Here is a 21,171-nt window from a genome sequence, read left to right as displayed (position 1 = left end):
CGCGAGGACAGGAGTTCACCCCACGCTTGTTGTTGCTAGCGCATGTCGTCCGGTGCGCTTGCCGTGCAGTGTCACGCAGGTCCCGAGACCTGACACTCAGTCTCCCTCGTCTCCCTCATGTCTAGTCCCACCACATGATTGACGGATGCGTCCCACCTGATGTTTGACGGTTGGTCTAGACATTAAGGGTGACCTTGCGGGGTCGGCTGGCTTTCAGGTTCCGGACGGGGTGGTCGGTGGTGCGGCGGACGGTGCGGGTGCCGTCGTCGCAGTGGATGGCCAGGTCGGTGTCGGTGACGTCGATGGTGACGGTCTTGTGGGCGTGGACCCGGCCGAGGGCGATCTTCTGACCGACGACCATGACGACGCCGCTGTTGGAGGCCCGCCGCTGCACTCGGACTGGTCCGGTGGCCGGTTGTGGTGGCGGTCCGGCGGGGCGGGCGCTGCGTAGCCGGGCCACCTGCGCGGGGGTCAACGGGTTGGGGCGGGTGCGCAGCAGCTCGCGGGTGTCCAGGTCGAAGAAGGCCAGGGTGTGTTCCTCGATGCGGACCCCGACGCGGCGGCCGGCGAGGATCTCGGCGGCCAGGACCATGTGCTGGCCCAAAGAGACACAGCCGTTGGCGCCAACGGTACGGTCGACTTCCACCGGCCCGGACGTCTGGCCTGTCGGCGCCGATGGCAGGGGTGGTGGTCCGGCGGGTCGGCCGCCGGCACGGTGCAGGGCAGCCAGGTCGTTGACCGACAGGTGTGATCGCACGGACTTGATGCGGGTGCCCGCGATCAGCAGGTGGATGATGTCGGTGTCGGCCCAGAACGTCACCGTCACCCCGGACCGGATGGGTCCGAGCCAGAACTGTTTCCCGCAGACTTGCAAGTTGCCCGACGCGGGAACGACCCGCTCAAACTCCACCGCCCCCGACACCACCGAGACCGCAACGGGCACGGGGACGCAGACCGGAGGTGAGATGAGGGCCTGGTCGATCGATGCGGTGAGGCGGGCGGGCAGCTTCACCGGCACCGCCTGCTCCTCGGCGAGGGCAGGAACGAACCGGTCGGCGGGGAAGGCCATGTCCAGGGACTGGTGCGGCCGGTCGGTGTTGTACTCGTCGCGGAACACGTCGATTGCGGCTTGGGCGGTGTCCAGGTCCGGCCAGACCGGCACGTCGTCGAGGAGTTCCCGGCGCAGGGTCTGGTGGAACCGTTCTACCTTCCCCGTCGTGGTCGGCGACGCCGGCTGCGTCAACCGATGGACGATGCCGTTCTCCCGGCAGATCCGGTCGAACATCACCTCCCCGCCCTTGCCGAACCGGTCGGTGAACTGCTTGCCGTTGTCGGTCAGCACCTCCTCAGGCACCCCGAACCGCCGCAGCCCGTCAGCGAAGGCCAGACAGACCGCCCGGCCAGTGGCCCTCCGGACCACCTGGGCAATGACACAGAACCGGGAATGGTCATCCACCCCAGTGACGACCTTCGCCTCACTGCCGTCAGCGAGGAACACCCCGCCGACGATGTCCATCTGCCACAACTCCATCGGCCGAGCCCGTTCCCACCGGCGGTAGTCCTTGCGCCCCCGCCGCCGCGCCACCGGCTCGATCAACCCGTGACGGACCAGGATCCGATACACCGTCATCCGCGAGGGCACAGGATCAGGACAGCCATGCCGGCCGGCCTCGAAAGCGATCCGACGGGCACCCCACCGCGGATGATGCCGACGCAGCTCACACACCAACGCCTCCACCTCCGGCGACGCCTGATGAGCACACCCCCGCGGCCGACGAGAACGATCCTCCAACCCCGCCAGACCCGCTTCGGCATACCGGACCAGCCACGAATGAACCGTCTGACGGGACACCCCGAACCGGGCGGCCACCTCCACCACCGGATCCCCGGCCTGCACCGCCAACACCGCCCGATACCTCTGCTCGACGATCGACAACTCCACCAGCGCCAATCCCGGCCTCCCACCACGCGATGCCCGCAAACACCACGCGATGAAGAACCCAGCTATTGATCATGTCAAGCATCTGGTGGGACGCGACTGTCAAGCATCTCCCGTGACGGGACACCTCGTCTCCCTCAGGTCTGTGAGAAGTTTCTGTACGGGGTCAAGGCGGCCCGCCTCGCGGGCCGCTCGCGCCGCCGACCAGGGGCCGACCCAGAGGGTCGCCGCTCGGGGGCCCCGCCGCCCAGGCGCAAGCGCCGGCGGCACCCCGGCGGTTCCAGCCCCGCCGGCGGCGCGACATACGAGGAAGCCCCGGGCCGCCATGGTCGATGGCAGTTCCGGGGCTTCATGAATTCGAGACACAGACAGTGCCTCCGGCGGGGTCCTCGGGCGCTCTGGGATGGTGGCGCCATCCCGACCACCTCCGTCCGGGCGAAGCCGAGTAGGTGGGGCCTGCCCGGTCAAGGTCGTTCAGACGTGGGGTGCTCCACCTTGACCGGGCAGGCCCCACCTACTCCACTGGGTGCGGACGAAGGCCGACGGGATGGCTTGGGTGGACCGACGAATCAAGCACCCTCTTCTCCACGGCATTGATGTTGACAGAGGGTAGACGTAGCATGACCTTCCGTTGTGAGGCTGGGCGATGTCTTGGAGCGCGATGAGAGTTTCGGAGTATTTTCAGTTGGGACGCACACAGCCAGAGTTGGATTTTGTGGACGTCGACACAGCAACCGACTCTCGCGTATTTATTGACCCCCGCGCTATTCGCATCCAGCAATCAGACTTCGCCGAAAAATGCCAGATGCTGCTCGTATCCTTTTTTCATGAACTGCTCATGGCAATCGTTGAGAAAGACGACGATCGGGTTTACAGCCTCCTCGGTCAACTAACTGAACCGAACGAGACGCATCTTGGGTACTCGCGAGGTCGTTCGCGCGGTCGCGGCCTCGGCGGTGTCGGTGCTGGGCGTGTAGCGAATATGATTCGAAAGAGCAAGGCTGCCGAGTCTGGCGTATTGGCCGACCTTGAAGACACCGCACTCTTCATCCCCGGAATTAAGAACGATATCGTTTCGGACATTGCAACGCATGTCCTGCGGGGTGCGCTTATAGGCTACACGCAGAAAGCTGCGGAGTATTACCACATCCCGGTCGAGCGACAGTACAGCGGGGCAATCTGGAATCCGGACAGCGGGGAATGGGATTTTGACCATGCCGACTTGCCCCGTGTCGACGAAAGCCCCTTGCTTCTTATTCCAAAGTCTATCGTCCGTTTCGATCTTACCCTAGACGAAGATAAATACTACAACGGCTTTCTGGCACCGCTGCACGAGGCTGCAGAAATCGACGCGAGGAGCAACCTGGTCTCCATCTTGAAGAATGGGACCCCACGCGTAAACCGCCTAAAGCTGCGCGAGAAGTACCCGGTTAACAAGACGGCAATTGTAGAGTACACCCAGCAGTTTCCCGGAGTTCTCGACCGGTATAAGGAATCCATTTCCCATTCCACAAGTCCGGTTCTCACTCATGAGCAGTTGGCGCAGAGGCTCGATGTGCCGACACCGAACTACGATGCCCTGCTCGCCCGCGTGAAGCGGATTCCAGCAGGCAAGGCTGCAGCGCACATCTACCATCGCGCGGTCGAAGAGCTCATGTCCGCGCTCTTCTATCCGCACCTCGGTAACATGCGGTTGGAGAGAGAGATCCACGAAGGTCGGAAGCGGATCGATATTTGCTACGACAACTTGAGTAGCATGGGCACATTTTTTTGGTTTACACAACATAAGGCTGCGGAGATTCCGGTCGAGTGTAAGAATTACCGGAAGGATCCAAGAAACCCTGAACTCGATCAGCTCGCTAATCGATTCTCGGTGCACCGGGGTCGCGTAGGTTTCATCGCTTGCCGAAAGCTTTACGATAAGGACCTATTCATTCAGAGGTGCAGGGACACGGCTCTCGATGGGAATGGGTTCATTCTCCCGCTAGACGACGCTGACTTTGAAGAGCTTGTGCAAGAGCGTAAGGCGGTGGCACAGGCCTCTTTCCGAGACAAGTCCATGTACAAGCTGCTTCGAGAGCGCTTTGACGCACTCGTTTCTTGACCCATGCTTTAGAGGCGGGCTAGATGAGGCCAGGTGACGTACGGAGCCGCCCATCCAAATGCCGGGTGACGCCAGTGGTTGTACAGCAACGAAGTACAGCAACCGACCACACCGAGCGGCGCATCTAGGAGCGGTATTTGACCACCACCTAGCGGTCGACGACGTACGGAACCCCTTGCCAGTCTCTGGGGGATAAGCGGTCGTCGCGACGCCGAGGAGGCCCAAGATCATGCCGTCTACAGGCCGTCTGAGGTGAACCAACGCCGACCAAGGATGACGATCGACGGCAGAGCCCAGCGCAGGACAGCCGCCGTTCGGTCCGGTTGGCGGTGGTATGGCAAGCGCCTTCCACATTGCAACGCCAAGTGACGCCGTACCCGAGCTCCATCAGATGCTGGCCGATGGTGATCATGTCATGGTGTACTCGCGGCAATGGCTTCCCGATGCGGGACCGGAGATCGCGGTGGTCGACATCCGGTGGACCGACGACGGGCTGATCGCCGAGGAGTGGGAGATCATCGAGCCGACGGCCCAGGCGGCGGCAAAATCTGGTGTGGTGGGAATCCGCTCAGCGTTGACCATGTGTGAGCGCGCCGTCGCCGATGATCGGGCTTTCAGGATCTGCGTGGACGCGCCGATCGGGAGCGGATCCCGATCGGCGCGTCGTGGAGCGCGGTGTCAGCCGAGGTGCCGGGCGAAGAAACGTAGCGCGCTGTCCAGCTCGAATGCCGGGATCTCGCCGTGCCTGCCGGGGTTGGCGTGCAGGGTCTTCTCGGTCGAGGCCAGGGCGTCGAACAGTGCCAAGCCCTGAGCCCGCGGCACCCGCTCGTCGTCCCACTGAAGCAGGAACTCCACCGGGACGGTGATCCGCGCGGCGGCCTGCGCTGATGCCAGCGCACCGCCCAGGCCCAGCACCGCCGCGCGGACCCGGGGTTCGGCGGCGACGAACGGCACACCGAGCCCGCAACCCAATGACACGCCCCAGTAGCCCACCGGACCGGCGCCGACGTACTCGAGACCGTGGAGCGCGTCCAGGACCGCCCTCCATTCGGGGACGGTCTGGCGGGCCACGAGTGCCAGGAAACCAGCGATCAGCGGTGCCAGGTCCTCTCCGGCGTCCACACGAGCCTGGTTCTCGGTCGCGATCCGGTCGTACTCCTCATCCTTCGGCCGGTCGCCGTGGCCAGGCGCGTCCACCGCCGCCACCGCGAAGTCACACTCGGCCACGAAGCGGCGTGCGCGGGCCACGATGCCGGGGGCCTTCTTGTGCTGGCCGCCGCCGTGTCCCATCAGGATCAGGGGGCGGGTACCGACGGCACCTTCCGCCGTCCACAGCACGCCGGGAATGCCATCGATGATGAACAGTTGTTCGCAGACGCCGTCGGACGACGTCGCAGAGTCGAAGTGCATAGCGCTCACGCCTTTCGGGATGCCTTGCGGGCGCTCCCTAGGCCATGCGAGGGAGGGAGTCCCGACCTGTCACAGCGTTGATCGGTCTCACCTCCTCGGTTCGCAGCAGCGCACAGCGACGCCGAAAGTATCACGAAGGCTCGCTCGCTTCTGCGCACGCAGGTCGCCGAGCGGAGGATGCTGCTTGAAGCAGCGTCCTGTCCCCGGATGGCCCGGCACCGCAACCAGGTGCGACGCCACGTGGCGCCGCCTGAGCCGGGAGAGGCCCGGGCGGGCTGGTCCTGCACCGAGCCCGCCCGTCCCGTTGCCTGTTCCTGGTGGTGGGTTGTGGTGTGGAGTGGTCAGCGCTGCAGGGTGAGCAGGCCGGGTCGGTGGGGCAGGAGGCCGTAGTCGCCGCCGGAGTTGGGGGGTCGGCCTTGGTAGAGCAGTCGTAGGTTGCAGGGGTTGATGGTCATGGTCTGGTCGGCGTTGCTGCGGATCAACTCGCCGTGGCTGATGTCGTTGGTCCGGGTGGGCGGTTCGGGATCGTGACGTACGTGCTGTCGGAGAGATGGTGGGTAGCCACCGCGGCACCGAAGTAGCGACCTGACGGGTGTGGAACAAGATCCTGTTAGCGCTCACACCCATAGATGAGTGCGGATTCTCAGAAAGTTACGGGATTATCGAGCGATAGTTTCGCCGCTGTCGATGGCGTCGGCGACGGACCGGGCCGTCCCGGAAGCTGGCCGGGATCGATCAGGCGGCGGCCCGGCCGCAAGCCGACAAAGGGCTACAGGCGACTTCCCCGCCATGCGCCGGTGGGCTGGGTGCGGCCGCGCCGCGGTGTCTTCCGGAACGCGGCCGGTTGAGGATGTTATCGATAACCTGCTATCTTTCCGGCGGGAGTGAAGGGCACACTCCCTGTCACCTCAGTCGATCGGCAGGCGCCCCGAGGGGTACGCCCGCTCACCGCCTCGCCGGTCGAGGACCAGTCCGGGCCGCTGCGCCGATGTCATGTGACCGCGCGCGGCCGGGCGACTCCGTCCGGTCGTACGCCCAGCTTCCCTCGCCTTGTCGCCGGCGGCCCCGGTACCGGCTCGACCCGGATCGCCGACGGCGAGGAGAAGCGGTTCGAGTCGTCCGCGCCCTCTGTTCCGGCGGGGGTGCGGCCGGCGGTCGCCGGGTCGACGTCGCGCAGCGCCACCGGCACAGGACCAACGGCCAGGAGGTCAGGCAATGCTGAAACACCGGCACCTTCTCTCATCCATCGCGGCCGCGGCGGTCCTTGTCGCCGCGACCGCCGGCGCGCTGGGCGGCGGCTTCCGCACAACGACGGTGGCCGCGACGAACGGCACCCTCGCGGCCACCGCGGGCTGCGGCAAGGCCCCCACGCTCACCAGCGGGACGCGCACGATCCAGAGCGGCGGACAGAATCGCAGCTACATCCTGCGGATCCCGGACGGGTACGACAGGAACCGTCCCTATCGGCTGATCTTCGGCTTCCACTGGCTGAACGGCTCGGCCAGCAGCGTGGCCTCCGCCGGCTACTACGGGCTCGCGCCGCTGTCGGGCAACAGCACGATCTTCGTCGCGCCCCAGGGCATCGACGCCGGCTGGGCCAACACCAACGGTCGGGACCTGACCCTCTTCGACGACATCTCCCGACAGGTCGAGAACGACCTCTGCGTCGACACGACCCAGCGCTTCGCGCTCGGCTGGAGCTACGGCGGGGCCATGAGCTATGCGGTCGCCTGCGCCCGGCCCACCGTCATCCGGGCAGTCACCGTCCTGTCGGGCGCCAACCTCAGCGGATGCAACGGTGGCACCCAACCCGTCGCGTACTTCGGCATCCACGGCCTCTACGACAGCGTGCTGAACATCTCGATGGGTCGGTCACTTCGCGACACGTTCGTCAGGAACAACGGTTGTACCGCGCAGAACCCGAGTGAGCCGAGCAGAGGCAGCCTCACCCACATCACTACCAGCTACTCCGGCTGCCGGCCCGGATATCCCGTGCAGTGGGCCGCGTTCGACGGAGACCACACCCCGAGTCCCGTCGACGGATCGTCCAGCCCCAACGACGCCAGGACCTGGACCTCGGGGGAGATCTGGCGGTTCTTCACCCAGCTCCCATCCACCACGCCGCCGCCCACGACCGCGCCGCCCACGACGGCGCCGCCCACGACCGCGCCGCCCACCACGGCGCCGCCCACGACCGCGCCGCCCACGACCGCGCCGCCCACCACGCCCCCGCCAACCGGCGGGCCGGGCGCCTGCGCCGCCACCTACCGCACGGTGAACAGTTGGCCCGGTGGGTTCCAGGGTGAGGTCGTGGTGGCCAACGTCAGCACCACCACGATCGACGGCTGGACCGTGCGTCTGACCCTGGCCGGCGGCCAGGCCATCAGCAGCCTCTGGAATGGCACCCACACGGCCACCGCCGGCGACATCACCGTCCGCAACGCCGCGTACAACGGCACGTTGGGCCCGAACGCCTCGACGACCTTCGGGTTCACCGCCACCGGCGACGGCGCCACCACGCCCAGCAACATCACCTGCACCAGCCCCTGAGCGCGGCGAGACCTGGGGCCCGGAGCCAGCTGGCTCCGGGCCCCAGCGGAGGAGAAAACCTTCCATTTTCAGATTGTGAGCCGTAGACATCTTTCATCGCCATCGACCTGCCGCTATATTGCGGGCACTGTCGATCTTTCCCGATGACGAGGTGCACATGTTCGACAACCCGACGCTGCGGCGGCGTACCCTCCTGGCTGGCGTCGCCGGTGCCGCGGCCGTCCCCATCGTCGCCAGCCCCGCGTGGGCGGCGTTGCCCAAGGTCTACATCGACCCGGGCCACGGTGGCACCGACCCCGGCGCGGTCGGCAACGGGCTGCAGGAGAAGAACCTGACGCTCGACATCTCCCTGCAACTGCGCAGCATCCTGCTGGCCAACTGGGCCGTCGACGTCCGCATGTCCCGCACGACCGACATCACCCGCAGCCTGGCGTACCGCACCGACGACGCCAACGCGTGGGGCGCGAACCTGCTCGTCAGCGTGCACATCAACTCCGGCGGCGGCACCGGCTTCGAGAGCTACCGGTACCCGTCGGCGAACGCCGCCACCGTCAACCTGCACAACGCCCTGCACCCGAAGGTGATCGGCAAGATGCGGACGATCGGCTCGGTCACCGACCGGGGTCTGAAGACCGCGAACTTCCACATGCTGCGCGAGTCGAACATGCCCGCGGTGCTGACCGAGAACCTCTTCATCGACTCCGTCGCCGACTCGAACCTGCTCAAGCGCGCGGACTTCATCACCGCGACCGCCCGCGGCCACGCCGAGGGGATCGCCGCCTACCTCGGCCTGGGCACGCCCACCCCGCCCGCGTTCAGCACCATCGTGGACAACGCCACGGCGGGGCGGTTCACGGCGAGCACCAACTGGGGCACCTCGTCGTACTCCGCCCAGCGCTACGGGGCCGACTACCGATTCGCCGACCCCACGCCCGCCAGCGACGCCGCCTGGTTCAAGGTGGACATCCCGGCGGCCGGCAACTACCGCATCGAGGTGCGGCACCCGGCCGACGCCGGCTACAACAGCTCGGCGCCGCACGTCGTCGTCACCGCCTCGGGCAACCAGACGGTCAACGTGGACCAGCGCTCCAGCGGCGGCGTCTGGCGCTCGCTGGGCACCTTCGCGCTGGCCGCCGGTGACCGGAACCTGGTCGCGGTCAGCCGCTGGACCAGCGCCACCGGCTATGTGGTGGCCGACGCCGTCCGGGTCACCCGGGTCTAGTCGTACCGCGAGGGCGACCGGGATCGCGTCGATTCGCGATCCCGGTCGCCCCGACCGTTCCACACGCCGGGCGTCGTCAGTGCCAGTTGTGCGACTCGACCACCTGGCAGACAAGAACCGCGCCGCCGGTACGGGCCGACAGTTCCTCGGCGTCGCGCAGCGCGAACCGCACCGGCCAGCTCGCGCCGAGCTTCAGATAACGTTCCCTGCCGGTGGGCGGCAGGAGCAACTGGTAGGGCTGCAACTGCCCGCGCGAGGCCGGCCGCCTCTCCTCCGGCCACAGCCGTCGCTGCTGGCCGCCGTGCAGGAGCGCGACGCGGGCCAGCAGGGTCAGGGTGGTGTAGCCCATCGGGATCGCGCGGTGCAGCTCGTCCGCGGACGGTACGCGATCGGCCGGGAACACCCGCGACGGCTGCTCGCGCGCCCAGTACAGCAGCCCGGCCCAGGGCAACGCGCCGTCGAAGGGGTCGCCCCCGTACGTGGGCCAGTCGATGCCACGGTGCGCGGCCGTCCCGCCGTCGGTGAACACGACAGCGACTGTACCGAGCGGACGAGGGGCCTGCGTACCGCCGTCGCCGGTCGACGGGTCCTCGACGACACGCCCGGAGGCGACATGTGGGGTGTGACAACGCCGCCAACCCTATATATGGTGTCGGGCGCAGCTGGTTCGGCCGCCCATCCGGGGCGGTCGAGGCAAGAGGGAACCCGGTGGGAATCCGGGACTGCCCCGCAGCGGTGAGTGGGAACGACCGCCGTCATCAGCACTGGGCCGCCAGCGGCCTGGGAAGCGACGGCCAGTAGGAGACCGGCGCGTCCGGTCACGCCCGCGAGTCCGAAGACCTGCCAGTGCGCCGTACGCCCGCATCGGGGTGTGCGGCGGTCCGAGGCCGCGTGGGACGGCCGACGCCATCCCGACGCGTGCCCCGCGCGCGTCGTCGTCGGTGTCCGCTCCCCGCGTGCCCAGGAATCCGTCTGGGATCAAGGCTCGCGAGGAGTGAGTGGTGACAGTCACCGAGGTTGTTCCGGCCGCCGGCACGGCGGTCGACGATGTGGCCGTGACAGGCCAGCGGCGGCCACGGACGCGGGTCCGCACGCGCGACGGCGGCACCGAGACGGTCGACGTCGACCGGATCGTCCGCGCGATCGAACGGTGGGCCGACGACCTCGCCGACGTCGACCCGCTGCGGGTGGCGACCCGCACGATCAGCGGCCTGTACGACGGGGCGACGGCGGACGAACTGGAGCGGCTGTGCGTCCAGACCGCCGCGGAGCTGATCGGCGAGGAGCCGCAGTACTCGCGGCTGGCCGCCCGACTGCTGGCCGGGTACGTCGACCGGGAGGTCCGCCGGCAGGGCATCGGCTCGTTCAGCGAGGCGATCGGCCGGGGGCACGCCGAGCGGCTGATCGGCGACGACACCGCCGCGTTCGTCGCCGCCCACGCCGGGGTCCTCGACGCCGCCGTCGACCCGCGCGGCGACCTGCGCTTCGAGTACTTCGGGCTGCGTACGGTCCACGACCGCTACCTGCTGCGCCACCCGACGAGCCGGCTGGTGCTGGAGACCCCGCAGTACTGGCTGCTGCGCGTGGCCTGCGGCCTGTCCCGCACGCCGGACGAGGCCATCGGGTTCTACCGGCTGATGTCGAGCCTGGCCTACCTGCCGAGTTCGCCGACGCTGTTCAACTCCGGCACCCGGCACACCCAGATGTCCTCCTGCTATCTGGTCGACTCCCCGCGCGACGAGCTGGACTCGATCTACCAGCGGTACGCGCAGGTGGCGAACCTGTCGAAGTTCGCCGGCGGCATAGGCATCGCCTTCTCGCGGGTGCGCTCCCGGGGCGCGCTGATCAGGGGCACCAACGGGCAGTCCAACGGGATCGTGCCGTGGCTGCGGACGCTGGACGCCTCGGTGGCGGCGGTCAACCAGGGTGGTCGGCGCAAGGGCGCGGCCTGCGTCTACCTGGAGCCGTGGCATCCGGACGTCGAGGAGTTCCTCCAGCTGCGCGACAACACCGGCGAGGACGCCCGGCGGACCCACAACCTGAACCTGGCCAACTGGATCCCGGACGAGTTCATGCGGCGGGTGGAGTCCGACGGGGTGTGGTCGCTGTTCGACCCCGACGTGGTGCCGGAGCTGCCGGACCTGTGGGGCGACGAGTTCGACGCGGCGTACCGGGCCGCCGAGGAGCAGGGCCGCTACGTGCGGCAGGTCCCGGCGCGGGAGCTGTACGGGCGGATGATGCGTACACTCGCCCAGACCGGCAACGGGTGGATGACGTTCAAGGACGCCGCGAACCGGCTGTGCAACCAGACCGCCGAGGCCGGCAACGTGGTGCACCTGTCCAACCTGTGCACCGAGATCGTCGAGGTCTCCAGCGACGCGGAGACCGCCGTGTGCAACCTCGGCTCGGTCAACCTCGCCGCCCACCTGGGTGCGGACGGCATCGACTGGGAGCGGCTGCGTGCCACCGTCCGCACCGCCGTGACGTTCCTCGACCGGGTCATCGACATCAACTACTACCCGACGCCGCAGGCGGCGGCGAGCAACCCCCGCTGGCGGCCCGTCGGGCTGGGGCTGATGGGCCTGCAGGACGTGTTCTTCGCGCTGCGGCTGCCGTTCGACTCGCCGGCGGCCCGGGAGCTGTCCACCCGGATCAGCGAGGAGCTTTACCTGACGGCTCTGGAGACCTCCGCCGACCTGGCGCGCAGCGCGGGCGCCCACCCGGCGTACGGGCAGACCCGGGCGGCGCGCGGGCAGCTGCAACCCGACCTGTGGGGTGTCACGGGAACCCAGACGGCGCGGTGGGCCGCGCTGCGGGAACGGGTCGCCGCGTACGGGCTGCGCAACTCGCTGCTGGTGGCGATCGCGCCGACCGCCACGATCGCCTCGATCGCCGGGTGCTACGAGTGCATCGAGCCGCAGGTGTCTAACCTGTTCAAGCGCGAGACCCTGTCGGGGGAGTTCCTCCAGGTCAACACGGCCCTCGTACGGGAGCTGAAGGCCCGTGGTCTGTGGACGGAGCGGATCCGTGCGGCCATCAGGCGCGCCGAGGGCTCCGTGCAGGACGTCGTGGAGCTGCCGGCCGAGGTGCGGGAGCTGTTCCGTACGGCGTGGGAGCTGCCGCAGCGGGCGTTGATCGACCTGGCCGCCGCGCGTGCCCCGTACGTCGACCAGTCGCAGTCGCTGAACCTGTTCCTGGCGGCACCGACGATCGGCAAGCTCTCCTCGATGTACCTCTACGCGTGGAAGGCCGGGCTGAAGACGACGTACTACCTGCGTTCCCGGCCGGCCACCCGGATCCAGCAGGCCACCGTCGCGCCCGTCGGGCCGGCTCCGGTCGGTGGGGTCGTGGCGCCGGTGGCGACCGTCGACGAGGCGCTGGCGTGTTCGTTGGAGAACCCCGAGGCGTGCGAGGCGTGCCAGTGACCATCCCCGCCACCCGTGAATCAGTGACCACCCCCGACACCCGTGAGCCGGAGGCCACCCACATGCTGCTCGACCCGGGGATGGATCTCACCCTGCGCCCGATGCGTTACCCGCACTTCTTCGACCGGTTCCGTGACGCGATCCGCAACACGTGGACGGTGGAGGAGGTCGACCTGCACGCCGACCTCGCCGACCTCGACCGGCTCTCCCCGGCCGAGCGGCACCTCGTCAGCCGCCTCGTGGCGTTCTTCGCCACCGGCGACACCATCGTCGCCAACAACCTGGTGCTCAACCTCTACCAGCACGTCAACTCGCCCGAGGGTCGGCTCTACCTGTCGCGGCAGCTGTTCGAGGAGGCCGTGCACGTCCAGTTCTACCTGAACCTGCTCGACACGTACGTGCCCGACGACACCGAACGCTCCGCCGCGTTCGCCGCCATCGGGAACATCCCGTCGATCCGGCGCAAGGCCGAGTTCTGCTTCCGCTGGATCGACTCGCTGGGCGAGCTGCGCGAGCTGCGTACGCGGGCGGACCGGCGGGCGTTCCTGCTGAACCTGATCTGCTTCGCCGCCTGCATCGAGGGGCTGTTCTTCTACGGCGCCTTCGCCTACGTCTACTTCCTGCGCTCCCGGGGGCTGCTGCACGGCCTGGCGTCGGGCACCAACTGGGTGTTCCGCGACGAGTCCATGCACATGGCCTTCGCCTTCGACGTGGTGGAGACCGTGCGGGCTGAGGAGCCGGACCTGTTCGACGACGAGCTGGCCGGGCAGGTGCGGCAGATGCTCACCGAGGCCGTCGAGTGCGAGGTCCAGTTCGCCGAGGACCTGCTCGGGCGGGGCGTGCCCGGGCTGTCCCTGGCCGACATGCGCGAGTACCTGCAACACGTCGCCGACCGGCGGCTCGTGCAGCTCGGCGTCCCCGCCCACTACGGGTCGGCCAACCCGTTCGCGTTCATGCAGTTGCAGGACGTCCAGGAGCTGTCCAACTTCTTCGAGCGGCGCGTGTCGGCGTACCAGGTGGGGGTGACTGGCACGGTGGCCTTCGACGACGACTTCTGAGCCCCGGCGCCGTCGTCGTGGCGGTGGGTCACGTCGCCTGCATCGAGATGTCGAAGGCGGCGTCGCGGACGTCGGCGACCGGATGCCCGCGCAGCAGGTGCAGCAGTTCCCGCCAGGGCGCGGACCAGCCGTACGCCCGGCCGCCGCCGGCCAGCGCCACCGCGAACAGGCCGGTGGTGGCCTCACCCCGGGCGGCGAGGTCGCGGGCCGTGGCGAGCACCGGCGTGGCGTCGAGGGGCTCCGGCGAGGCGGTGCGTCGGGACAGGAACCGGGCGAGCCGGGCGGCGAGCGCCGGCCGCCCGGCCACCAGTTCCGCGATGGCCAGCGTGTCGGCGGTCAGCCGGTCGCACGTCGGGCCGTCGAGCGGCAGCAGCGCCGTCAGCAGGGTGCCCGCCTGCGACACGTACGCGTGGTGTCGGCCCAGCTCGTCGGCCATCCGCCGCCACGGCGCGGCATCCGTGCGCGGGCCGGCCGTCCAGGCCGCGGAGGCCTCGGCCGCGATGGCGTCGATCCGTCGGCGGGCGGGGCGGTCCCTGGCGGGGCCGCCGAGGTCCGCGTCGGCGTCGTCGACGCGGACGAGGGCGCGCAGGGCGGCGACGAGCACGTGCTGCTCGGGGCGCTCCGGGTGGCGCAGCACCGCGTCCACGATGGGGCGCACCGCCTGCCAGTCGTGCTGTTCGTCCAGGTCGGTGAGCGCGGCCGTGACGAGTTCGGTGAGATCGGGCGCCCAGGGCAGCCAGTGCACGAGCCGGGGCCAGGCGATCCGGCCCACCTCCCGGTCGCCGCTCGCGCAGGCCCGGGCCACGAGGGCGGCGTAGCGGGGGCGATCCGGGGCGGCGACCGCGTCGGGCGGGGTCGCCAGGACGGTCAGCGACTCCTCCCGGCTGCCGGCGATGGCCTGATCGAGGATCGGCCAGCTCTGCGGCGCGTGCAGTCGCTGCCGGGCGGCGGCGACGATCGCGGCCCGCACGTCGCGGTGCTGGTCGGGCTGCTGCCACGCGGCCACCAGCACCGCCATCGCCTCGGGGGGACCGAAGCGGCCGAGCAGCCGCAGCGCCTCCTTGCGGCTGGTCACCTTGCCCCGGCCCAGGGCGACGGCGGACAGCGGGGCCACCAGATCGGCCGGGCGGGTGGAGCGGACGACGCGACCGGCCGCGTACAGGGCGACCCTGGCCCACTCGTCGTCGGCGTACGACAGCAGCAGCGGCAGCGTCTCGTCGGGCCGGCCGATCCACGGCAGGGCCGCCAGGGCCGCCTCGGCCAGGGTGACGTTCGTCGAGTCGACGTAGCGCAGCACCAGCTCGCGCCCGCCGTCCGGCACCCGCGCGGCGGCCCGTACGGCGGCGGCCCGGTGATGCAGCGGAGTGCCGGCGTCGGCGGCGAGGCGCGCCTGCAACCGCACGTACGCCTCCTGCTGGCGTGGCGGCCACCGCTCGGCGTGTACGGGTTGCCCGGGGATCCAGCGGGTGCCGGCGGTGAGGAACGCCCCCTTCGGCGGGCGGTGCAGCACCTGGTCGAGCAGGTCGTGACGTCGGGCGCTGACGGTCGACCACACGGTGGGCAGGGTGATGGTCGAGGTGTCGGAGTCCAGCACGTGGGCGACCCGCTGCGTCCGGGTCCTCGGGTCGGCCAACCACAGCTCGACGGCCTCCCGTACGACGGCGGCGACGGTGCCCGGGGCCGTCGCGCGGCGCAGCAGCTCCTGCAGGTCGGGCAGCCGCCAGGCCCGCCGCCCGAGGGCGTGGGTCACCGCGAACAGCGCGGTGAACTGGCCCCGGGCCATGCCGGCCTCGATCCATCCGCGCAGCCGGGCGAGGACCAGCTGCTCCTGGCCCCGGCGTAGCGTCGTGTCGAACCGTCCGAGCGACGGCAGCCGGTGCCCGCCGAAGAGCCGGTCGAGGGTGTCCAGCGCCCACCGCAGCAGGGCTGGTTCGTCGACGTGTCGACCCAGCACCCGGGCGGCGAGGGTGCCGAGCGCGGAGAGGGTACGCGTCGACGCGTCGCGGGTGGTCGTGGCGTCGACGGTGATGCGGGTCAGCATCTGTGCGGCGTCCGCGCGCAGCAGCGGGGCCAGGTTCGCCAGCTCCGCCAGCGCCACGGCCCGGACCGGGTCCTGCTCGTTGCGCAGCCGATCCAGCTGGGCCAGGGCCTCGGCCGCCGCGTCGGGGTCGCGGCTGCGCCGTGCGGCGGCCAGCAGCAGTTGGTACGCGACGGCCCGGTCGTGCGCGTCGGCGGCGCGCAGGGCGGGGGTGAGCGCCGCCGACGCCGCCGGCCAGGGCAGCAGGGCGCTCCACGACCGTACCCGCGCCTCGTCGTGGCGGACCTCGTCGAGGGTGAGCACCCGTCGTGCCTCCCGCTCTCGCCAGGCGTGCGGCAGCACCTCCAGCAGCGACGCGTCGGGGATCCGGGTGGCGGTCTCGACGTCGGCGAACACGGCGTCGTACAGCTCGCCGCGCCTGGCCGGGGGCAGGGCCGCCAGCAGCCGCGTCAGCAGGTTGTCGTGGTCGCGTACCCGCCGGCCGAGGGCGACCAGGTCCGCCTGTGGCAGTCGTACGAGTCGACGCAGCAGCGCCGGGGGCAGCCCCTCGTGGCGCAGCCGGTCCACTCGGGACGCCTCGGTCAGCAGGGCCAGCACCCGCCCCGGGGCGGACGCGGCGAGCGCACCGTAGTCGGCCAGGGCGCCGGGGAGGCGTCCGTCGGGCGCGTACCGTTCGAGCAGCGTCAGGGCGCGCTCCGGTCGGCGCCGGCCGGCCACCAGGACCCGCTCGCCGTGGGTCGTCCACCAGCGGTCCCGTTCGGCGGGGGCGAGGTGGGGCAGCGTCGACTCGGCGTGGTCGAGCACCACGTCGCCGTGGCGACGGGCGAGGCGGACCGAGCCCGGCAGCGCGTGTTCGACGGCCGGCAGCAGCCGGCGGACGGTGTCCGCCCCGCAGGCGGACAGCAGGGCGACCGCCTCGGTGGCGCCGAAGCGGTCCAGCACGTCGTCGACCAGGCCGTCGGCGACCGCCGGCCGGCGCATGCAGCCCAGCGTGCGGTAGACCAGGTGACGCAGGTCGGCCGGCGCGTCGCGGACGAATGCCCGCAGGTCGTCGCCGGCGAGCCAGCCGGCGCGTAGGCCCGCCTTCACGGCGACCGCCCGGACCGTGCCGTGCGGGTCGTCGACCGCTGACAGCACCGCCGCGCGGTCGCCGACGATGGCGGCGGCGGTGACGGCCAGGAACCGGTGGTACGACGCGCCGCCACGCAGGTCCGCCAGGATCTGCGGCAGCTCGCCCGTGGTGGCCAGCTCGCGGGCCCGGCGCGCCAGCGCCGCCATGCGCTCCCCGTGGTCCAGCGTGTCCAGGACGCCGAGCAGCCGTCGTGTCGATCTCCGCACGCCGTTTATTGTGTCGGTCGCGGGGGCCGGGCCGCAGACCCGTTTTCCACCCGGCGTCCACCGGCGTCCACCGGTCCCTGCCGGCGACGGTGCCGGGGAGAGGTGCCTTGCCGGCGTCTGCCATGCTCGGGCCGGTGACGACCGGCCACCCCACCAGCCCCCGTACCCACCGCCGTGTCCGCAGCCGCCGCACCCGCGTCGTGTTGATCTCCGGCGCGGTCGCCGTGCTTCTCGCCGCCGCCGTCTTCGTCGTCGCGGTGGTCGTGCCGCTGGTGCGGCCGGCGGGGCCGCGTCCGCTCTTCCAGCTTCCGGTCGCCTGCGGCGAGACGTGGCAGTTGGGCACCTATCCCGGTCACGACGACTACGACGTGGACCTGTTCCCGACCGAGGGCAAGGCGTGGGGGCGGCCGGTGCTCGCGTCGTACGCGGGGAAGGTGACCGTGGCGGGGATCAACGGATCGCTGGGTGGCCGTACGCCGGACGATCCGGACGGGCCGCGTGGCCGAGGCGGCGGCTACTGGGTGAAGATCGACCACGGCGGCAAGTGGGAGACGCAGTACCTGCACCTGCTGGAGCCACCGCTGGTCCGGGCCGGTCAGCGGGTCGCGCAGGGCGAGCAGATCGGGCGGGTGGGCAGCACCGGCAACTCCGGGGCGCCGCACCTGCACTACGAGCAGCGCCGGGGCTGGGAGAAGGTCGAGGCGTACTTCGACGGCGTGCCGTCGGGGATCACCCACGACGACACCGAGTACACGGTCACGCGCAAGAGCAACAACTGCGTCGGGGGATGACCGCCGGTGACCCCCGTGCGGCCGGGCTCGTGCTGAGCCCGGCCGCTGGGGCCGGCGACGTGGTGCCCGTGCTGAGCCACCGGAACGGCAGGTGCCTTGCCGCTCCGTTCGCACCTCGTCGGCGGTGTGGTGGGGCCGGGGGACTGCCCGCTGGCCCTGGTGCCGAGCCGCGAGCTGGCCTCCGGCCCCGGGGGGTCAGGAGGCGGTGGGGAAGTGGAAGTCCGACCCGATCGTCTCGGCCCGGCCCGGCCACCGGCTGGTGACGACCTTGCCGCGGGTGTAGAACGCCACCCCCTCCGTGCCGTGGATGTGGGTGTCACCGAAGAGCGAAGCCTTCCAGCCCCCGAAGGAGTGGTAGGCCATCGGCACCGGCAGCGGGACGTTCACGCCGATCATGCCGACCGTGACGTCCCGGACGAAGCGGCGGGCCGCCGCTCCACCGGAGGTGAACAGGGCGGTGCCGTTGCCGTACGGGTTGGAGTTGATGATCCGGACGGCCTCGTCCAGGGTGTCGGCGCGCAGCACGACCAGGACCGGTCCGAAGATCTCCTGCTGGTACGCGGCCATCTCGGGTGTGACCCGGTCCAGCAGGCACGGGCCGACGAAGTAGCCGCCGTCGTGGCCCTCCACCCGCAGGCCCCGGCCGTCGACGACCACCGTGGCGCCGGCTTCCTGCGCCTCGTTCACGGAGGTGATGACCCGCTCGCGCGCCTCGCTGGTGATGACCGGGCCCATCTGGGAGGACGCCTGGTCACCCGGGCCCACCACGATCGTCGACGCTTCCCTGGCCAGCAGTTCGATCAGCTCGTCGCCGGCCGTGCCGACCGCGACCACGGCGGAGATCGCCATGCAGCGCTGCCCCGCCGAGCCGTACGCGGCGGAGGTGATCTGCCGCGCCGCCTCGGTCAGGTCGGCGTCGGGGAGCACCACGGCGTGGTTCTTTGCTCCGCCCAGCGCCTGGACCCGCTTGCCGGAGGCTGCGGCGCGCTGGTGCACGTAACGGGCGATCGGGGTGGACCCGACGAACGACACCGCCGCGACGTCGGGGTGGTCGAGCAGCGCGTCGACGGCCGGCTTGCCGCCGTGCACCACGTTGAAGACCCCGTCGGGCAGGCCGGCGTCGGCGTACAGCTGGGCGACGAGGTTCGAGGCGGACGGGTCGCGCTCGCTGGGCTTGAGGACGAAGGTGTTGCCGCAGGCGATGGCGATGGGGTGCATCCACATCGGCACCATGACGGGGAAGTTGAACGGGGTGATGCCGGCGCACACCCCCAGCGGGGCGCGCAGTGAGTACGAGTCGATGCCGGTGGAGACCTGGTCGGAGTAGGCACCCTTGAGTAGTTGCGGGATGCCGCAGGCGAACTCGATCACCTCCCGGCCCCGGATCACCTCGCCGCGCGCGTCCTCGATCGTCTTGCCGTGCTCGGCGGTGACCAGCCGGGCCAGGTCGTCCTCGTGCCGCTCCACCAGGTCACGGAGCTTGAACAGGACCTTGGTCCGGCGGGACAGGGAGGTGTCGCCCCAGGACTCGTAGGCCTTGGCCGCCGTGGCGACGGCCTGGTCGATCTCGGGCTGCCCGCCGATCGCCACCTGTGCCTGGGGCTGTCCGGTCGCGCTCTGGTACACGGTCGCGTACCCGCTGCCGGCGACGGACGCCCCACCAATCCAGTGCTCGATGCTGCGCACCGCACTCTCCTTCGTCAATCGACGCTCCGAACGTCGCCGGATTCGTTCTGCGATTCGGTTCATGTGCTGTGGGTCGGGCGGGGTCCCGGCACGTCGTACGTGACCGGGATTCCGCCTGGGGGAGCTAGAGCCACCGGGTGCCGATTCCCCGCAGGTCGGGGGTGCTGAAGGAGTAGAGCAGCTCCATGCTGTCCGTGCTGTCGGTCTCGATCGCGTGGCCGACGCCGGCGGGGATGTACATCGCGGTGCCCGGGCCCGCCTCGAACTGTTCGTCGGCCACGGTGAACAGCGCCGTGCCGGACAGCACGTAGTAGAACTCGGCGGAGTCGGCGTGCAGGTGCAGCGGGTGCTTCATCCCCGGCTCCATGCGGTAGACGCCGGTGAGGAACTCGCACTCCGGATCGCCGGTCAGTTGCCGGTCGACGAGGCGGTGCACGAGGCCCTCGTCGTCCGGGTTGTGGTTGAGGGCGGAGATCAGCTCGTACGCGAGTTCATCGCGGTGCACCACGAACGCCGGGCGTGGGCCCTTCGCCCCGGGGGTGGCGGCTGCTATCCGGCGGCCACCGGTGGGTAACGCCGTCACCGCTCGGCGTCCACGCTCGTCGCCCCGAGGGGGATCTGGGGGCTGGTGAGGGGGCCGTGGTGCTTGGAGAGGCAGAGCGCGTCCCAGCCGGTGACCACCCCGTGGATGACGCCCGGTTCCCAGCACAGGTACTCGCCCGAGCGGTAGACGTGCTCCGGGTCCGTGGCGCACCAGCCGCCGAGGAAGAAGATCTCCTCGGTGCTGTGGTGGAACTCCAGGGCGGTCTTGGCGAAGCGCCGGGGCAGGACGAACAGGATGGTGTCCTTGCCGGTCTCCTCGACCTTGCGCAGCCGGATGCACTGCGTGGGCACCTCGAGGTCGCCGTGGCTGCTCGTGTCGGTCACTCCCGCGAACGCCTCGCGCACGGGGAGCCAGCTGGTCGGGTCGAAGATGTCGACGGTCTCGCCGAACGGCTTCGACGGTGCGGGGCGCTCGTCCGTGCGGACCTCGAACGGCGAGTCGGTCCAGAAGATCAACGTCGCGCCCTGCTCCGACGAGACGGGGCCGATCTCGGTGCCGGACGGCAGGAAGAGGTAGTGCCCGCGCCGGCACTGGCGGCCGGCGATGGTGAGGTCACCGTCGCGCACCAGTAGTTCGAGGTCGGCGCTGTTCCAGTGTTCCGGCATGACCCAGCCGGGTGGGACGTCGACGACGAGCGTCTGTGCGCCGGTCTCCGGGTCTTCGTTGATGTGCCGGGTGAGCAGTCCGAAGGGCAGATCCTTGGCCCGCCACACCCGCTGGGATACCTGGTCGATGATGACCCGTCGCTTGCCGGAATGAGTCACGGTGGACCTCCTTCGGGTTGCGCAGGATTGTATGTAATCGCTGTGGCACCGTCTAGGCCGTCGTCCCGGTGGTCGGGATCTACGCAGTCGACGGGGGTGCAACCCGTGCTTCGGCGCGGACGGGCCGAAGATCATGTATGCAAAACCGTCCCTGTCGACCCGTTCCTGGTCGGCGGTCCGGCCCGCGGTGCGGATCTGCCGGAGTGGGCGGGGTGCGGGCGGCGCGCGCCGGGCGGCGGTGC

General features: G+C 70.1%; 14 protein-coding genes, 1 pseudogene and 1 riboswitch. Of the genes and pseudogenes, 6 read left to right on the top strand and 9 right to left on the bottom strand.

Translation table 11 applies throughout. The features are described 5' to 3' along the window. Positions 1-175 precede the first annotated feature (175 nt). Positions 176-1,936, bottom strand: coding sequence for an IS481 family transposase (locus tag ACGFIR_RS15500; RefSeq protein ID WP_393145828.1), 1,761 nt, complete (start codon positions 1,934-1,936; stop codon positions 176-178). 664 nt (positions 1,937-2,600) lie between these two features. On the opposite strand from ACGFIR_RS15500, the gene ACGFIR_RS15495 reads away from it, so the two are divergent. Further along, a complete protein-coding gene (locus tag ACGFIR_RS15495) occupies positions 2,601-4,043 on the top strand; it encodes a hypothetical protein (protein WP_393145531.1) in 1,443 nt (480 codons plus the stop codon). 408 nt (positions 4,044-4,451) lie between these two features. On the opposite strand, the gene ACGFIR_RS15490 is transcribed toward ACGFIR_RS15495, so the two are convergent. From ACGFIR_RS15490 to ACGFIR_RS15480, 3 genes and pseudogenes are all read right to left on the bottom strand, one after another. After that, on the bottom strand, positions 4,452-4,625 hold the full coding sequence (locus ACGFIR_RS15490; protein WP_393145528.1) for a hypothetical protein: 174 nt from the start codon (positions 4,623-4,625) through the stop codon (positions 4,452-4,454). A 96-nt stretch (positions 4,626-4,721) separates the two neighbouring features. Next, positions 4,722-5,453 carry a dienelactone hydrolase family protein gene (locus ACGFIR_RS15485; protein WP_393145526.1) on the bottom strand — a complete coding sequence of 244 codons (732 nt, stop codon included), beginning with the start codon at positions 5,451-5,453 and terminating at the stop codon, positions 4,722-4,724. Positions 5,454-5,794: 341 nt separating this feature from the next. Then, a pseudogene (locus ACGFIR_RS15480) lies at positions 5,795-5,965 on the bottom strand (non-reducing end alpha-L-arabinofuranosidase family hydrolase); the annotation flags it as partial. Between the two features lie 703 nt (positions 5,966-6,668). Here ACGFIR_RS15480 and ACGFIR_RS15475 point away from each other — a divergent pair. Both ACGFIR_RS15475 and ACGFIR_RS15470 read left to right on the top strand, forming a co-directional pair. Beyond that, positions 6,669-8,003 (top strand): cellulose binding domain-containing protein, encoded by a 1,335-nt coding sequence (locus ACGFIR_RS15475; protein WP_393145524.1) that lies wholly within the window; start codon positions 6,669-6,671, stop codon positions 8,001-8,003. Positions 8,004-8,160: 157 nt separating this feature from the next. After that, entirely contained in the window at positions 8,161-9,225 is a 1,065-nt protein-coding gene (locus ACGFIR_RS15470; RefSeq protein ID WP_393145522.1) for an N-acetylmuramoyl-L-alanine amidase, read from the top strand. Between the two features lie 76 nt (positions 9,226-9,301). Here ACGFIR_RS15470 and ACGFIR_RS15465 read toward each other — a convergent pair whose 3' ends face one another. Further along, positions 9,302-9,754 carry a hypothetical protein gene (locus tag ACGFIR_RS15465; RefSeq protein ID WP_393145520.1) on the bottom strand — a complete coding sequence of 151 codons (453 nt, stop codon included), beginning with the start codon at positions 9,752-9,754 and terminating at the stop codon, positions 9,302-9,304. A gap of 117 nt (positions 9,755-9,871) precedes the next feature. Beyond that, positions 9,872-10,088: riboswitch (cobalamin riboswitch) on the top strand. Positions 10,089-10,274: 186 nt separating this feature from the next. Between ACGFIR_RS15465 and ACGFIR_RS15460 the strand changes: the two genes are divergently transcribed. Then, complete coding sequence (locus tag ACGFIR_RS15460) at positions 10,275-12,650, top strand: ribonucleoside-diphosphate reductase subunit alpha (protein WP_393145826.1); 2,376 nt, start codon at positions 10,275-10,277, stop codon at positions 12,648-12,650. Positions 12,651-12,712: 62 nt separating this feature from the next. After that, positions 12,713-13,708, top strand: coding sequence for a ribonucleotide-diphosphate reductase subunit beta (locus ACGFIR_RS15455; protein ID WP_393003770.1), 996 nt, complete (start codon positions 12,713-12,715; stop codon positions 13,706-13,708). Positions 13,709-13,736: 28 nt separating this feature from the next. Here ACGFIR_RS15455 and ACGFIR_RS15450 read toward each other — a convergent pair whose 3' ends face one another. Further along, complete coding sequence (locus tag ACGFIR_RS15450; RefSeq protein WP_393145518.1) at positions 13,737-17,084, bottom strand: hypothetical protein; 3,348 nt, start codon at positions 17,082-17,084, stop codon at positions 13,737-13,739. A 122-nt stretch (positions 17,085-17,206) separates the two neighbouring features. On the opposite strand from ACGFIR_RS15450, the gene ACGFIR_RS15445 reads away from it, so the two are divergent. Next, positions 17,207-17,875 carry a M23 family metallopeptidase gene (locus ACGFIR_RS15445; protein ID WP_393003333.1) on the top strand — a complete coding sequence of 223 codons (669 nt, stop codon included), beginning with the start codon at positions 17,207-17,209 and terminating at the stop codon, positions 17,873-17,875. A gap of 195 nt (positions 17,876-18,070) precedes the next feature. Here the strand turns inward: ACGFIR_RS15445 and ACGFIR_RS15440 are convergent, their stop codons facing one another. The 3 genes from ACGFIR_RS15440 to ACGFIR_RS15430 form a co-directional block, all read right to left on the bottom strand. Beyond that, entirely contained in the window at positions 18,071-19,561 is a 1,491-nt protein-coding gene (locus ACGFIR_RS15440; protein WP_393145516.1) for a CoA-acylating methylmalonate-semialdehyde dehydrogenase, read from the bottom strand. Between the two features lie 124 nt (positions 19,562-19,685). Further along, positions 19,686-20,144, bottom strand: a complete 459-nt coding sequence (locus tag ACGFIR_RS15435; protein WP_393003329.1) for a dimethylsulfonioproprionate lyase family protein — start codon at positions 20,142-20,144, stop codon at positions 19,686-19,688. Then, positions 20,141-20,929: a cupin domain-containing protein gene (locus ACGFIR_RS15430; protein WP_393003327.1), complete on the bottom strand. Its 789-nt coding sequence runs from the start codon at positions 20,927-20,929 to the stop codon at positions 20,141-20,143. Before ACGFIR_RS15430 ends, ACGFIR_RS15435 begins: the two co-directional genes overlap by 4 nt. Between the last annotated feature and the right edge of the window lie 242 nt (positions 20,930-21,171).

This window comes from Micromonospora sp. NPDC049051, assembly GCF_043197575.1.
GTDB lineage: Bacteria > Actinomycetota > Actinomycetes > Mycobacteriales > Micromonosporaceae > Micromonospora.
The sequence above is the reverse complement of the archived record's forward strand: the minus strand, read 5'-3'. Positions and strand labels throughout refer to the sequence as shown.